The sequence below is a fragment of the Ruegeria sp. BJ3 genome, assembly GCF_056535665.1.
Map to the genome: position 1 here is coordinate 110,784 of NZ_JBQFIT010000002.1, position 15,760 is coordinate 126,543.

13 protein-coding genes are annotated in these 15,760 nt (G+C 62.3%); 9 read left to right on the plus strand and 4 right to left on the minus strand.

What is annotated here, in order from left to right; genetic code table 11:
- Positions 1-97: 97 nt before the first annotated feature.
- The 9 genes from bioB to ACR3EL_RS17985 all read left to right on the plus strand — a co-directional run bounded on the left by bioB (position 98) and on the right by ACR3EL_RS17985 (position 10,129).
- Positions 98-1,078, plus strand: coding sequence for a biotin synthase BioB (gene bioB, locus ACR3EL_RS17945; protein WP_170341916.1), 981 nt, complete (start codon positions 98-100; stop codon positions 1,076-1,078).
- The gene (locus ACR3EL_RS17950; protein ID WP_170369377.1) at positions 1,075-2,205 is read left to right on the plus strand and encodes an 8-amino-7-oxononanoate synthase; all 1,131 of its coding nucleotides are present in this window, start codon (positions 1,075-1,077) and stop codon (positions 2,203-2,205) included. Before bioB ends, ACR3EL_RS17950 begins: the two co-directional genes overlap by 4 nt.
- A complete protein-coding gene (bioD, locus tag ACR3EL_RS17955; protein WP_170341920.1) occupies positions 2,202-2,822 on the plus strand; it encodes a dethiobiotin synthase in 621 nt (206 codons plus the stop codon). Before ACR3EL_RS17950 ends, bioD begins: the two co-directional genes overlap by 4 nt.
- Positions 2,819-4,105, plus strand: coding sequence for an adenosylmethionine--8-amino-7-oxononanoate transaminase (gene bioA, locus ACR3EL_RS17960; protein ID WP_170341922.1), 1,287 nt, complete (start codon positions 2,819-2,821; stop codon positions 4,103-4,105). The genes bioD and bioA overlap by 4 nt, the downstream gene beginning before the upstream one ends.
- Positions 4,102-4,719, plus strand: a complete 618-nt coding sequence (locus ACR3EL_RS17965; protein ID WP_480722501.1) for a pimeloyl-ACP methyl esterase BioG family protein — start codon at positions 4,102-4,104, stop codon at positions 4,717-4,719. The genes bioA and ACR3EL_RS17965 overlap by 4 nt, the downstream gene beginning before the upstream one ends.
- Positions 4,716-5,474, plus strand: a complete 759-nt coding sequence (locus ACR3EL_RS17970; protein WP_170341927.1) for a methyltransferase domain-containing protein — start codon at positions 4,716-4,718, stop codon at positions 5,472-5,474. The genes ACR3EL_RS17965 and ACR3EL_RS17970 overlap by 4 nt, the downstream gene beginning before the upstream one ends.
- Before the next feature lie 77 nt (positions 5,475-5,551).
- A complete protein-coding gene (locus ACR3EL_RS17975) occupies positions 5,552-7,450 on the plus strand; it encodes a PAS-domain containing protein (RefSeq protein ID WP_170341929.1) in 1,899 nt (632 codons plus the stop codon).
- Positions 7,447-8,148, plus strand: a complete 702-nt coding sequence (locus ACR3EL_RS17980) for a response regulator transcription factor (RefSeq protein WP_170341931.1) — start codon at positions 7,447-7,449, stop codon at positions 8,146-8,148. Before ACR3EL_RS17975 ends, ACR3EL_RS17980 begins: the two co-directional genes overlap by 4 nt.
- 214 nt (positions 8,149-8,362) lie before the next feature.
- Positions 8,363-10,129: an ABC transporter ATP-binding protein gene (locus ACR3EL_RS17985; RefSeq protein WP_170341933.1), complete on the plus strand. Its 1,767-nt coding sequence runs from the start codon at positions 8,363-8,365 to the stop codon at positions 10,127-10,129.
- Here ACR3EL_RS17985 and ACR3EL_RS17990 read toward each other — a convergent pair whose 3' ends face one another.
- Genes ACR3EL_RS17990 through ACR3EL_RS18005 form a run of 4 tightly spaced genes read right to left on the minus strand, consistent with a single transcriptional unit; the run spans position 10,130 to position 15,722 of the window.
- Positions 10,130-11,440 (minus strand): HlyD family type I secretion periplasmic adaptor subunit, encoded by a 1,311-nt coding sequence (locus ACR3EL_RS17990; RefSeq protein WP_170369376.1) that lies wholly within the window; start codon positions 11,438-11,440, stop codon positions 10,130-10,132.
- Entirely contained in the window at positions 11,424-13,571 is a 2,148-nt protein-coding gene (locus ACR3EL_RS17995) for a type I secretion system permease/ATPase (RefSeq protein WP_480722502.1), read from the minus strand. Before ACR3EL_RS17995 ends, ACR3EL_RS17990 begins: the two co-directional genes overlap by 17 nt.
- The gene (locus ACR3EL_RS18000) at positions 13,568-14,950 is read right to left on the minus strand and encodes a TolC family protein (protein ID WP_480722503.1); all 1,383 of its coding nucleotides are present in this window, start codon (positions 14,948-14,950) and stop codon (positions 13,568-13,570) included. Before ACR3EL_RS18000 ends, ACR3EL_RS17995 begins: the two co-directional genes overlap by 4 nt.
- On the minus strand, positions 14,898-15,722 hold the full coding sequence (locus ACR3EL_RS18005) for a SapC family protein (protein ID WP_480722504.1): 825 nt from the start codon (positions 15,720-15,722) through the stop codon (positions 14,898-14,900). Before ACR3EL_RS18005 ends, ACR3EL_RS18000 begins: the two co-directional genes overlap by 53 nt.
- Positions 15,723-15,760 lie beyond the last annotated feature (38 nt).

Sequence of the window (15,760 nt, forward strand, 5' to 3'; positions counted from 1 at the left end):
GTCATTTTCTGCGCATGTGACATCGCGGATGTTGCGTTTTCCGGCTTTATTGATAAACCCGAGTAAATCTGAATCATCGGGAAAAATTATCTATAAAATGTCGGCTACATCGAACACTTGGACCCGCGAAACCGCTCAGGCCATCTATGACCTGCCGCTGATGGATCTTCTGTATCGGGCGCAGACCGTACATCGCGAGAATTTTGACCCCAACAAGGTGCAGATGTCGCGGCTTCTGTCGATCAAGACCGGCGGCTGCGCCGAGGATTGCGCCTATTGCTCGCAATCCGCGCGCAACGGCTCCAAGCTGAGCGCCTCGAAACTGATCGAGGTCGAACGTGTTCTGGCCGAGGCCCGCAAGGCGCGCGAGTCCGGCTCGACCCGGTTTTGCATGGGCGCCGCCTGGCGTGAGCCCAAGGCGCGTGACATGGATGCGCTGGTGGCGATGATTCAGGGCGTCAAGGCGATGGGCATGGAGACCTGCATGACGCTGGGCATGCTGGACGACACCCAGGTGGTGCAGCTGCGCGATGCCGGGCTGGATTATTACAACCACAACATCGACACGTCCGAGCGTTACTACCCCGAGGTCATCACCACCCGCACCTTCGCCGACCGGATCGACACGCTGAACCGCGTGCGCGAGGCGGGTATGAAGGTCTGCTCGGGCGGCATTCTGGGCATGGGCGAAAACGGCGAGGACCGGATCGACATGCTGGTGACGCTGGCCAACCTGCCCGAGGCGCCGGACTCGGTTCCGATCAACATGCTGATGCCGCAGGCTGATACCCCGTTGGCTGACGCCAAGCCGGTCGACCCGATCGATTTCGTGCGCATCATCGCGCTGGCGCGGATCATGATGCCGAAGTCCCACGTTCGTCTGTCCGCTGGCCGCAGCGACATGAGCGACGAGATGCAGGCCATGTGTTTCTTTGCCGGTGCCAACTCGATCTTTGCCGGCGACACGCTGCTGACCGCCGAAAACCCCGAGGAAAGCAAGGACGCGATCCTGTTCGCCAAGCTGGGCATCCAGCCGATGGAGGCGGAGTCCGAGGCCCGCGTGGACGCGGCCGAATGACAGCGACCGCAAGGCTGGGCAATGCGCTGAAGGTGCTGGAATCGCGCCATCGGCTGCGCAGGCTTGCGCCCCGCACGGGGCTTGATTTCGCGTCCAACGACTATCTGGGCCTGGCCGGGTCCGACGTTCTGAAACGCGCGGCGCAGGACGCGCTGGACCGCGGCGTTCCGCTGGGCTCGGGCGGGTCGCGCCTGCTGCGCGGCAACCACCCCGAGCACGAGGCGCTGGAAGCCGAGGCCGCCGCCTTTTTCGGCGCCGAGGCGGCGTTGTACATGGGCGGCGGGTTTCAGGCCAATCAAGCCATTTTTTCGACCCTGCCCGCAGCCGGGGATCTGATCCTGCATGACGAGTTGGTCCATGCCAGCGCGCATGAAGGCATGCGGCTGGGTCGGGCCGAGACCCGTGGCTTTGCGCATAACGACATTTCGGCGGCCCGCGCCGTGCTGGCCGACTGGCGCGCGCAAGGCGGTACGGGCCAGGTTTGGATCGCGGTCGAAAGCGTCTATTCGATGGAGGGCGATCTGGCCCCGTTGACCGCCCTGGCCGAACTGGCCCGAGCCGAGCAGGCGGTGCTGGTGGTGGACGAGGCCCACGCCACGGGCGTCTTCGGCTCGAACGGGCAGGGGCTGGCCCATGGGTTGGACGCCGAGGTGCTTACCCTGCACACCTGCGGCAAGGGGCTGGGCGCCAGTGGCGGGCTGATCTGCGGACCGCGTGAAATGATCGACACACTGATCAACCGGGCACGGCCGTTCATCTTTGCAACGGCCCCATCGCCGTTGGACGCCGCAATCGTGCGGGGCGCGCTGCGGGCCGTCGGACAGGACCCGGGCCTGACTTTGGCCGCGCGCGACCGGATGGCCCATGCCCATGCCGAGGCCGCGCGCCTGTGCGGGTTGACCGGATTTCACAGCCAGATCATGCCCGTCATTGTGAGCGAGGACGCGGCCACGATGGATCGCGCCGTGCGACTGCAACAGAGGGGCTTTGACGTGCGCGGCATCCGCCCACCCACGGTGCCGCGCGGCAGTTCGCGGCTGCGGGTGTCCATCACCGGCAACGTGGGCGCGCAGGACATCACGGCGGTGTTTCAGGCTATCGCCGAACAACAGGCAGGAACCGCATGACCACAGTGATCGTGACCGGAACCGACACCGGTGTCGGCAAGACCGTGTTTTCCGCCGGGCTGACCGCCGCCCTCGGCGCGCAGTACTGGAAGCCGGTGCAGTCGGGGCTTGAGGAGGAGACCGACAGCCAGATCGTGGCGCGCTTGTCCGGCCAACCAGTCCTGCCCGAGACCTATCTGCTGAACCTTCCCGCCTCGCCGCACCTGTCGGCCGAGGCCGAGGGCGTCGAGATCGACCTTGACCGGCTGACCCTGCCGCAGACCGATGGCCCGCTGGTGATCGAAGGCGCAGGGGGCGTCATGGTGCCGCTGACCCGGCAGGCCTATTACCTTGACCTGTTCGCCCGCTGGCAGGCACCCGTGATTCTGGTGGCCCGAACGGCCCTGGGCACGATCAACCACACGACCCTGTCGCTGATGGCGCTGCGCGGGGTCGGTTGCCCGGTGGTTGGCGTTGCCTTCATCGGCGACCCCGAACCCGAGGTCGAACAGACCATCATCCAGATGTCGAAGGTGCCCCACCTGGGACGCCTCGGCCAGATCGAGAGTCTGACACCCGACACCCTGCGCCATGCCTTCGAGGCGATCGACATGGACACGATCCGAGGTGCCCTGTGACCCCGCTGGAATTTGACGCCCGCCACCTGTGGCACCCCTACACGAACGTGGCCGATCCGGGTCCGATGCATCTGATCGACCGGGCCGAAGGCGTGTATCTGTACCGCGAGGATGGGGTGAAGATGATCGACGCCATGTCCTCGTGGTGGTGCGCCATCCATGGGCACCGTCACCCGGCGATCACTGCCGCCATGCAGCAGCAGCTGGACCAGATGCCCCATGTCATGTTCGGCGGTCTGACCCACCGGCCCGCCATTGATCTTGGCCGCAAGATGGTGGCCTTGCTGCCCGAGGGGCTGGACCGGATTTTCTATTGCGACAGCGGCTCGGTCTCGATCGAGGTGGCGATGAAGATGGCGGTGCAGTTCCAGATGGCCCATGGCCGCACCGACAAGGTCGAGTTCGCCACGATCCGCGGTGGCTATCACGGCGACACCTGGAAGGCGATGAGCGTCTGCGACCCCGTCAACGGCATGCACGGGCTGTTCCGCGGCGCGCTGTCGATCCAGCACTTCCTGCCGCGCCCGTCCGTCCGCCTGGGCGATGACTGGCCAGAGGACCCGGCGCAGAACGGGCTCGACGCCTTGGAACAGTTGCTGCGGGACAAGGCGCACAGGCTGGCTGCGCTGGTGCTTGAACCGGTCGTGCAGGGCGCGGGGGGCATGTATTTCTATCACCCCGAATGGTTGCGCCAGGCCAAGGCACTGTGTCAGGCCCACGACGTTCTGGTGATCTTCGATGAAATCGCTACCGGATTCGGCCGCACCGGAGAGCTGTTTGCCACCACCCATGCGGGGGTGACGCCGGACATCATCTGCCTGGGCAAGGCGCTGACGGGGGGGCATATCTCGTTCGCCGCGACCGTGACCACCGAACAGGTGGCCCATGGCATCGGCAACAGCGAGGCCGGCGTGTTCATGCACGGCCCAACCTACATGGCCAATCCACTGGCCTGTGCGGCTGGCATCGCCAGCCTGGGGCTGCTTGAAGACAGCGACTGGCAGTCCCGTGTACGGGCCATCGAGACGCAGATGAAGGCCGAACTGGAACCGGCGCGCAGCCTGCCCGGCGTCGCCGATGTGCGGGTGCTGGGCGCCATAGGCGTGATCGAGATGAAGGACACCGTCGATCCGCGCATCGCCCATCGGCGGGCGCCGGAAACCGGTGTCTGGCTGCGTCCCTTCGCGCGCAACATCTACTGCATGCCGCCCTATGTGATCTCGGGCGACGAGCTGAGCCGGGTGACGGCGGCCATGGTCGAACTGGCGCGAGGCGACGCATGAGGCGGCACTGGCTGACCCGTGACGGCGGAGCGCAGTTGACGCTGGTGTTCGGCGGTTGGGCGCTGGGGCCTGCGCCGTTTGCGCGCCTGACCGGGGCGGCGGATGTTCTGGTGGTGGACGACTATCGCAACCTCGATGACGCGTTGCCCGAAACCGGCGACTATGACACGGTCCGCTTGCTGGCCTATTCCTTCGGGGTCGCGTCGGCCGCGCATTGGCTGGCGGGTCGCGGGCTGATGTGCATCCGCAAGGTTGCGGTCAACGGCACGCTGTTTCCTGCAGATGCAGACCGGGGCATCGCGCCCGAGACGGTGGCGGCCACGGCCGATGGCCTGAGCGCGGCTAGCTTTGCCCGGTTCTGCCGCCGCGCCGGGCTGGAAGGCCCCGCGCCCGGGATCGATTTTGCCGCCGCGGCCGAGGAACTGCGGGCCATCGCGGCGCGCGGACCTGCGCCCGATCCCGGGTTCGACCGGGTCTGGATCTCCGCTTCGGACCGCATCGTTCCGACGGCTGCGCAGGAAATGGCCTGGGGCCAATCGGACACCGTGCGCCGCATCCCTGGCCCGCACCAGCCTTTCGCGGCGGGGCAGACCTGGGCGGAGTGGTTCGCATGAACGCCATGCCCACCGACCGCATCCGGCGCAGTTTCAGCCGCAGCTTCGGCAGCTATCACTGCGCCGCTGGCCCGCAGGCCCGGATCGCCCGCGCATTGGCGCAGCGGCTGGTCGATCTCGGGGCGCCCAGCCATTTTGGCACCCTGTTCGAAATCGGCTGCGGCACCGGCCATCTGACCGAGGCGCTGCACCAGCAGTTTTCGTTCACCCGGTCCACGCTCAACGACCTGATGGCCGAGGCCCAGGAAACTGCGCGGCGATGGGGCGCGGATTTCCTGCAAGGCGATATCCGAAATGTGACATGGCCCGCGCGGCCCGACCTGATCGCCTCGGCCTCGACGGTCCAATGGCTGGATGATCCGGCGGCCGTGGTCCGCCGCGCCATGCATCAGGTCGCACCCGGTGGCTGGGTGGCCATTTCGGGATTCGGCCCCGACCAGTACGCCGAGCTTTCCGCGCTGGGGTCGGCGGCCCGCGCGCCCGGCTTGCGCGCCCCCGATGATCTGGCCGCAGGCATCGGCCCCGATGTTGAAATCCTTGACCTGTGGCAGGACCGGCAACCGCTGTGGTTCGACACGCCTTTGGACGTGCTGCGCCACCTGCGTCAGACCGGGGTGAACGGCCGCGCGGCGCAGGTCTGGACCCGCGCCGATCTGACCGACTTCAGCACGCGCTATCGCGCCGCGTTTTCCGGCCCCGAAGGCGTGCGCCTGACCTATCACCCCGTCTGGATCATTGCCCGCAAACCCGCCTAGGGGCCAACCGGTCGCATCCGGCCCCTCTACACCTGCCCGAAAACTGGTGATAGGCCTGTGCCCAGGGGAGGATCGGCGTGGACATATCCGAACAGCGCATCAAAGAGATGACCACCGCAGGGCTGAACCTGATTGGTCAGGCCCTGTCGATCTATGACGACCAGTTGCGCCTTGTGGTCAGCAACAAGCGTTTTCAGGAAATGTTCGACCTGCCCGAACGCCTGGTGCAGCCGGGCGCGCTGTTCAGCGACACGATCCATTTTCTGGCCAGCCGGGGCGAATACGGTCACGACCAATCGGTCGAGGATCTGGTCAGTGTCCGGGTCGAACAGGCCTTGGCGTTCGAGCCGCACTACATGGAACGCGTGCGCCCCAACGGGCAGGTGATCTCGATCGAGGGCGCGCCGCTGCCCACCGGTGGCTGGGTCGCCGTCTATACCGACATCACCAGCACCAAACGGGTCGAAGAACTGCTGCGCAGCCGGTCCGAGGAGCTGTCGGACCAGTTGCTGAGCCATGCCGAAGAGCTTTCGGCCACCAACCGGCAACTGGCCGCCACGATCAGCGCGCTGGAAGAGGCCAAGCGCCAGCTGACCGAGATCGAAGCGCGCACCCGCATGACCACCGAGATGATGCCCGCACATATCGCCCATCTGGATGCCGAGGGGCGGTATGATTATTCCAACCGGCGGCTCAGTTCGGTCCTGCCGGGGCGGCCGTCGGACATCCTGGGTCTGCACATCTCGCAGGCCCTCGGCGCGCATGCTTACGAGCGGGTCCGGCCGCATCTGAAACAGGCCTATGACGGGCAGGCCTCGGTGTTCGAATTCACCGAGGATCAGGATTCGCGCCGTATCCGTGTCTCGTTCACGCCCGATGGCACGGGCGGCGTCTATATCATGTCGGTGGACATCACCGAGGAAACGCAGGCCCGCGTGGCCCTGCAGCAGACCCGACGCCGGGCGATGGCCGCGCAGATGACCAGTGGGCTGGCGCATGATTTCTCGAACCTGCTGACCATCATCCTGGGGATGCAGGCCAAGCTGGAAAAGATGGACCTGCCCGAAGACGCCGCCGAGCTTGTCGCGGCAACCCAGCAGACCGCGCGGCGCGGCGGGCAGCTGCTGAACCGCATCGCCGACATGACCGGTAACCGCACCCCGCAGCCGCAGGCCACCGACATGCGCGGCCTGCTCGAGGATCTGCGGGTGCTGGCTTCGCCTTCGCTCCCGCGTGGGGTGGGGCTGTCGGTGGTCAACACCCTGCCCGACGAGGCGCTGATGCTGGACCCGGGCATGGTTCAGGACGCGTTGCTGAATCTGGTGCTGAACGCCCGCGACGCCTGCGGCAGCAGCGGTCAGATCACCATCAGTGCCCACGCGATCGGCCGGATCTGGGTGGAAATCACCGTATCCGATACCGGTCCGGGGTTTTCGCCGGATGCGCTGGACAAGGCGCTGAACCCGTTTTTCACCACCAAGGGCAGCAAGGGGTCGGGGCTGGGCCTGCCGATGGTTTATGACACGGTGAAGCTTGCAGGCGGAGACCTGCAACTGCGCAACACGCCCTCGGGCGCATCCGTAATGCTGCGGCTGCCCTACCGGCCCGCGCCGCCCGTTCAGTCGGGCTTGGCGCTGCTAGTCGAGGACAGCGACGATCTGCGCCACCAGTTCCGCGACATGCTGGTCGATCTGGGGCTGTCGGTAATCGAGGCGACCTCGGCGGATGAGGCCCTGGTTCTGGCCAACAGCTTGGACGACATATCGGTGATCCTGTCGGACATCCGGCTGGAGGGCGCTGCCACCGGCATTGATCTGATCGAACGACTTGCTCTACCACTTCCGGTGATCCTGATGACCTCGTTGCCCTATGATGATCCGCTGCACCGTCAGGCTCTTGCCAAGGCGCCGGTCCTGCGCAAACCCTTCACCCGCGCGCAATTGTCCGCGCTGATCCGAACCGAGGCCGCTACATGACGCAACCCCTGGTGACCATTCTGGACGACGAACCCGAAATCCGCCGGATTCTGACTGAGGCGCTGGAGGATGCCGGGTTTAGAACGCAGAGCTTTGCCCGCGCCCGTGAATTCGAAGCGTCTCTCAAACGGGTCACGCCGGATGTCTGCCTTGTGGACCTGTCGCTGCCCGACACCGACGGGCTGGCGCTGGTGCATCGGCTGGCGCTCGAACAGGGGGCGGCGGTCATCATCATCTCGGGGCGGGCACAGGTGCAGGACCGGGTGACGGGGCTGGAATTGGGGGCTGATGACTACATCACCAAACCCTTTGACCCGGCTGAGGTGGTGGCCCGCATCCGGGCCCGTCTGCGCGCGCCCAAGGCGCAGCAACACCACTCGGACGTGGCCCGGTTCAACGGCTGGACTGCCTATTTTGATCGCTATGTGCTGGAGTCCGATACCGGCACTGAAACGCCGTTCAGCCATGCCGAAGGCGAAGTGTTGCGGTTGTTCCTGGAAAGTCCCAAACGCCTGATCAGCCGTGCGCAGATGCAGGAAACATTGGGTGGCGCGGCCGGTGAAAGCTTTGACAGGGCGATGGACGTGCGTATTTCCCGCCTGCGCACGAAGCTCGGCGAAGACCCAAAAAACCCGCGCCTTATCAAGACGATATACGGCGCGGGGTATATCTTTCTGGGGGATGTCGCATGGGATTGACCAATTCCGCGGGCTGGAATTGACCTACGCGACGCCGAACCAAACTACTGGTGAAGCGCTCCTGTTTCTTAGGCTGCCTCTGGAAATCCAGCTGAAGTGACCTTAACTTCTGCCGGCTGCACTTTTTCGGTGCAGTGTTGAAGCGCGTAGTTATGGCAGCTTGCAAACTCTGCGCTGACGCGCAAGAAAGCGTCAGCTTGATTTGGAGACCCTTATGATCAGGAAAACCTGGGCCAAGTGGCGATCCGGCCATATCGGTCGGCTGGTGGGCGACAGCTTGCGGGCGCAAGGCAAGAAATATGCGGTTGCCATGTTTGCCATGATGATCGTTGCCGCGACCACCGCAGGGACGGCTTGGATGATGGAAAACATCGTCGATGCCATGACTTCGCCTGACATGCGGTCTCAGGTTCATATCATCGCGTCAGCCGTAATCGTGCTGTTCTTGGTCAAGGCGCTGGCTTCTTACGTCCAGTCCGTGTTTCTGGCTCGCGCCGGCAACCGCATCATCGCCGAGCAACAGGAGAAGTTGTACAAAAAACTGCTTCGGCGTGGAGTGGATTTCTTTTCCAAAAGCGAGTCTTCGGACCTTCTGATGCGTGTGACCCGGGGCGCGGGTGCAGCGCGAACGCTGGTCGACGTGATCGTGACCACGTTCGTTCGGGATGCGCTGACACTCGTGGGCCTCATCTTTGTGATGGTCTATCAGCAGCCTGTGCTTTCGGCGTTGTTTTTCATCGTTGGGCCGGTTGCGCTGCTGAGTGTGCGCTATCTTTTGAAAAGCGTCCGCGCGATCATGCAATCCGAGTTGAGGTCTGTTTCCGAGATCATCCGCGTTCTGCAAGAAACATCCTCAGGGATTAAAATCATCAAGGTTTTCGCACTGGAAGACCGAATGACCGAGCGGATGACCGCAGCCGTGCGCAGCGTCGAAAAGCGATCGAACGAAATTGCCAAGCTGCAGTCCATTGCCAGCCCGATGATGGAATTCCTTGCCGGAGTTGCCGTTGCCGGCGTGTTGGTCGTCAGCACCATGGGAATTGCCGGGACTGAACCGCCGACCGCGGGTCAGCTGATGTCCTTTATCACGGCGCTTCTGATGGCCTATGAACCGGCCAAGCGGCTGTCCCGGATGCGGGTGACCATTGAGTCCACGTTGGTTCCGATCGAGATGATGTTCGAACTGCTGGATCAGGAAGACCCAATGCGCGAAAGTCCGCAACCGCAAGAGCTGCGGTCCGGTCCGGGCGAGGTACGCCTGCGGAACGTCACCTTTGGCTACAGCGGCGGCATGCCTGTGATCAATGGAATGAACCTGACCTTCGAGGCCGGAAAGACAACCGCTTTGGTGGGGCAGTCGGGTGGAGGCAAGTCGACCATCTTCGGGCTCATCATGCGGTTCTACGATCCTGACCAAGGCTACGTCGAGATCGACGGACAGAATTTGCAGGATGTCAGCTTTGCCTCATTGCGGCGCAAGATTTCTTATGTTGGCCAGGATACGTTTTTGTTCTCCGCGACGGTCATGGAAAACCTGCGATATGCCCGTCCCGATGCGACCGAGGACGAGATTCGCGATGCGGCCAAAGCCGCGCATGCGCATGATTTTATCATGTCGCTGCCCAAGGGATACGACACCGAAGTCGGTGAGAACGGTGCGTTTCTGTCTGGAGGACAGAAACAGCGTCTGGCAATTGCCCGCGCCATTCTTCGGAAGGCTGAAATTCTGCTGCTCGACGAAGCCACCAGCGCGTTGGATGCTGAGTCCGAGGCACTGGTGAAGCAGGCTTTGGATAAGCTGACGGAGAACGTGACCACGATCGTCATTGCTCACCGGCTGTCGACCGTGCTTGAGGCAGACAAGATCATGGTTGTCCAGGATGGTCAGGTGATCGAACAGGGCAAGTTGGATGAGTTGATGGAACAGAATGGTAGCTTCCGCCGCCTGTTCGATCAGCAATTCAAGACACCGGCTGCGTGATCAATCCCGTAAAGCCTGGTTTTTTACCTTGAGAACAGGCTGGATGAGATAGTCGAGAACGGTCTTCCTGCCGGCCAGAATGTCAACTTGTGCGATCATTCCCGGAATGATCTCTACCGCCAGTCCATCGGCGTCCAACAAGGTGCCGCTGGTTCGGATCTCGACCACGAAGACTTCCTCGTGCTGCCGCTCTGACCGTGTAATCGTATCCGCGCCGATGCGAACAATTTCGCCGTCCAGCGCGCCGTATCTGGCAAAATCGTAAGCGGTGATCTTGACCTTCACCTGCTGACCCGCACGCAGGAACGCGATGTCGTCAGGACGGACATAGGCTTCGACCAGAAGGTTGTCGTCCAACGGAACGATTTCGACCAGATCCTCGCCGCTGCGGGCCAAGCCGCCCAAGGTCGTGCGGTGGATTCGGTTGACGATGCCCCTGACTGGCGCACGAACCTGCGCGCGCGCCGCGCGGTTCTCCAACGCGGGCAGGGTGGGCTCAAGCGCCGCAAGCTGCGCAGTGGCAATGGCAAGATCGGTCAGTGCCGCGCTGCGAAACCGGCTTTTGGTGGCCGTGATGCGGTCATCGATTTCACTCAGCCCGGTTTCCAGACGGCTTGCAGCGGCCTCGGCCCTTACCTTGCGGCCCTTCCATTCCGCCTCGCTGCGTCGCAGGGCTAGCAGAGTTGTCGCAGGCTCCATCTTGCGGCGGACCAGCGGCTCCATCAAAGCGCGCTCTTCGGACAGGACCTTGAGTGTTTCTTCCGCAGTGACCCGGTCCACCAACCCCTCTTCCAATTCGCGCTGCTTCTGCTCACGTTGGCGTTCCAAAATGGCGATCTCGTCGGCCAATTCCGATTTTCGGCCGAGATACAGAGCCGTTTCCGAGCGAACGACGTCCGGTGCTTGTTGAACAAGCTCGGGCTCGAACCGCAAATCGGATCCGTCAATTTCGGCCTGCAACCGCTTAATACGCGCCCGTAGTCCCAATGCCCGTTGCCGCTCGGTGTCCAGCTCGCTGCCGATTTGCGTTGCGTCCAATTCCAGCAGCAAAGCGTTCTTGTCGACGATCTGACCCTCTTGAACATGAACAGCCTGAAGAACCCCAGGTTCGGTTGCTTCGATCACCTGAACGTCGCCTGACGGTACGACGCGACCGTCCGCGCGGACCACGTCGTCCAGTTCGGTGACGAAAGCCCATGCGCCGGCGGTCAACATGCAGCCCATTATGGCCAGCAGCAATACCGAGCCGCGAAACCCCGAGCCGCCGTTCATCTCGCGGGCCAATCTTGCAAGGTCAGGATGCCGCGACATTCATGTGCCTCCGCGCGTCTTTGGCTCGGTTGGTGAGAACTGACTTGACGGCGTCAACGCCCACTTTGCCGTTTTCGATCACGATGACCCGGTCGACCAGTTCCAGCAGACTTGCCCGATGGGTAACGATGACCATAGTCGTATCCGCAGCCGCTGCTTTCAGCCGCTGAATGATGTTCGCCTCGTTCGCGAGATCCATCGCGCTGGTGGGTTCGTCCAGCAACAGGACGGGCGGCTGCCCGATCAATGCCCGGGCTAGGGCGATCGTCTGACGTTGCCCGCCCGAGAGCCCCTCACCACGTTCGGCCAGCATCAAATCGTACCCGCTGGGATGCCGCGATACAAAGTCTTCAACGCCCGAAATACGTCCGGCCCGGATCAGATCTTCGTCGCGCGGGCGGACGGCGCCGGCCGCGATGTTTTCGCGGACCGAGCCCGAAAACAGCCAAACATCCTGTAGGACCGACCCAATGTTGCGCCGAAGGTCCCCCGGATCAATCTGGCGGATGTCAATCCCATCCAAAAGAACCGAACCGACACGGGGTTGATACAATCCCAGAAGCAGTCTTGCGATGGTGCTTTTTCCTGATCCGATCCGCCCGAGAATCGCAACTTTCTCCCCCGGTTTGATGTCGAAGGACACGCCTTTCAGTGTGTCCTCATCCTGGTCTGGGTAGGCGAAATACACGTTGTTGAACGTGATACGCCCTTTGAAGTTGGAGCGGCTGATCCAGGTGCGACCCGATGGCCGCTCGCTGTCGGCTTGCATCATTGCGTCAAGGTTCCGGTAAGCACTGCGCGCCTGGTTGAACCGAGTCAGCGTTTGAGACAGCTGGCCAAGAGGTGCCAAAGCCCTTCCGGTCAGCATCACTGAAGCGACCAAAGCGCCCATGCTGGTCAGGCCGTCCGCTATCAGAAAAACACCGTAAAATACGATTAGGACCTGGGCCGCCTGCTGCGTGAAACCGGTCAGGTTCAAGGCGAATTGACTGATGGCACGCGACCGAACACTGTTGCCGGATTGTCGTTCGATTGCCTCTTCCCAGCGTCGCCGCATCGTGCCGGCCGCAGTGGTCGTCTTGATCGTTTCCAGACCGGCCAGAGTTTCGATCAGCACGGATTGCTTTGACTGGCCATCAAAAAAACTGCGCTCCGCCAGGCGGGACAAGAGCGGCTGAATGGCGAGCCCGGCGATCAGCACGACTGGTACGGCGAGAGCTGGGATCAGAAACAGCGGTCCGCCAACCATGTAGATCGTAAGCAAAAACAGACCGATGAACGGCAAATCAACCACCATGACCAGCGTAGCCGACGTGAAGAACTCGCGGAGTGTTTCGAACTCACGCACCGTGTTCGCCATGGCGCCGGTTGAGCCGGTTCGGGACTTCATCTGGATATTCAGAAGTTGATCGAAAACACGCCGGCCCATCAACATGTCGGCATTCCGACCTGCCCTGTCGATGAAACTGGCGCGCAGGATCTTCAGCACAAAATCAAAAAACAGTGCGATGCCGACACCGATGGTCAGGGCGACCAGGGACTCGACGGCTTCATTTGGCAGAACCCGGTCATAGACGGTCATGATGAAAACCGAGGTTGAAAGCCCCAGGATATTCGTCAAAGCCGCGGCCAGAGCAACCTGCAAGTACGACCAACGATTGGCCACAAGCGCTGATCGGAACCAGTGACGGCTCGGCTGGCTTGGGTTGTTTTTGATTTCCTCGGAGTATGCTCGACGAAACAACATCGCATAGCCGGAATAGACGGCGTCGAGCTGGCATTCATCCATCTCACCAATGCTGTCTCCAAGCTCTGGGTCGTGGATCAACAGACGGCCAGACTTCGAACGGCCATGGTAAACCACGGCCCGATGGTCCTCGAGCAACAGTATCGCCGGTGCGAGGCTGGGATCAAACTCCGACAGCCGGCGCGGCCCGAAGCCCGCCTGCAATCCATGGTCATGGGCCAGTGCGATCGCGTCCTGCACCTTCAACCCACCAGAGACCGAGGATTGGGCTGCCAAAAGGCTGGCTTTGGTCAATGGCCGGTCAAGCTCTGCCGCCACATGCAGCAGACATGCCTCAAAGTTGGTGAGGGGCAGGGATGTAGGAGGCTGGCTGCGTTGGGTCATGGTCTGTTGCCCCATGTTCTGAGCTGGATGCCCAGCAGATCAATGATGTCGCCCGTAAGGCTGAGCGCGGCGTAGTTCGTTAGGAAGAAATTCTGCTCCGCCAGGATCAGGCGCTCCTGTGCGTTCACATAATCGCGCTGCGCGTCCAGGATTTCGACTAAGCTGCTGCGCCCGATGTGGAATTGCTCTTGAGTGGCGGCAACGCTGTCGGCATTTGCGGCAACTGCGATGCGGGCCTCGCGCAGACGCTGGGCGCCGGCCTTTTGGTCGGATCGAATGAAACCTAGCTCTCGCTGGATTTCCCGAACAAGAACCTCGCGGGCAAATTCTGCTTGTTTGACCCGCGCTTCGGCGGCGGCAATTGCCGCCCGCCGTTGACCGGTGCTGTCCAGCTCGTAGTTGACCGACAGGTCTACGCCGAAATTCGCGTCGCTGCTGTCGTCCTGGTTGGCAAAGGCCGAAACCCTCACGTCCGGCTGACGCCGCGCGATTGCGGCAGAGCGGTCTGCCTTTGCCGCCAGAACCGCCGCGTCTGCGCGTCGAACCTGCGGGCTGTCCATCACGATGACGGCGTCGCTTCTCGACAGGTTGGGCGCTGGGACAGGGGGATCCAGTTTGCCCGGCGGGGCCCCAAAAATTTCCTGGAATCGCGCATTGGCGCGATCAGCCTGAGCCCGGGAATCCGCCAACTTGGTCCTGGCATCCGCGACCCGAGAACGCGCCGTCAGGACATCGGCAGCGGAGCCGGCCCCTTGCGCGGCGCGGTCGGAGATCTGTTTCTCGATCTCCTCATGGCGGCGGACGTTTTCCCACGCGATTTCAACGATTTTCCGACGGTCGATGACCAACACATAGGATTCAATTGCGGCAAGGGCCGTCGCGGCTGCGGTTTGAAGCTGATCGCCGCGGCTTACGAGCACGCGGGCCCGTGCCGCTGCCAAGTCTCCGGCGGCAGCTCCCCCGTCGTATACAAGCTGTGATACCCGCAGATATGGCGATACATCCGCAATATCTGAATCCACCCGTTCCGATCGGGCATTTACGCCAAGTGACACCTGCGGAAGAAAGGCTCCTTCTGCCGCGTCCATATCTGCAAAGGCTGCGTCAACGCCGGTCTCGCTCTGCGCCAGGTTCGGGCTGGTTTCTACCGCGCGCCGTATTCTCTGGCCGAATGAACTGCGAGTCAGATGACCCGACGGCTTTGTCGCGCCGGCGCCCGTTGATCCTTCTAAAAAAGCCATCTCAATCGGGGCAAGATCCGGAACCGGCTCACAAGCCGCAGTGAGCACGGCCACCGAACCGACCAGTAGAGGCAAGATGAGTCGATCAAAGGCAGGCATATTTGGCCTCCGCGTCCGACAAGTCTCGTTCCGCGGCAATGGCATCCAAGAACCTCACAAGGTCGGAGTCCCTGCCGTTTGCGGGAGTGCTGATCACCTTGGGAGAATGCGTCTGGCAGTGGTGTATCCACAGAAGATGGTTGAGCGAGACTTGATGAGCGTAAATCAACTGCATCGCTCCGCTAGATTGCAGAACCGCTGTCTGCGCCGGCCCAAGTTGGTTGAAGCGTCGAAAGTCCACGCTCATCCAACCGTCGGGCAACTCCGCATCCTTAAAACGGGTCAATTCGACGAATAGGCCCAATTCCTTTATCAGCGCGCAGGCACGTCGGGTTGCGTTGCGATCGGCCAGAAAGCTCTTGAAGAAGCCCTTCAGGGCTTCCAGTTCAGAGGCGATCGAGCCGTCCTTTGCAAAGAACGGGCTGCCGGATTGGTCACAGGACACGAGTCCGGTGGTTTCATCTACAACAAGCTTGCCTGAGTTGGTGCGCGATCCTGCTTCGCCACCGACCATTTCGATTGAGAACGGATGGCATCTCAGCAAGGAAGGAACATAGGTGGCCCGCCAGCGTCCTTGGTCCGAAACAAATGGTGTTTCCGGAGAAGCTGCGGTCGCCAGAATAGCATGCGGCGATACCCCGCCCCCCGAGGATCGAAAAGCAATTGGAAAAGAGGCGGCTGCTTCTGAGACTTCCGCACTTACGATCTCGCACTCCAATCTGCAGCGCGCAAAATCGTAGGATGAAAATCTGTGCCACGAGCGATCGGAATGTCTGTCGAAAGTGACGGGTACTGGGCCGTTCTGTGCCATTGATGTCTCCGCTGGTCCGTTAGGAAGGGCCGGGGCGG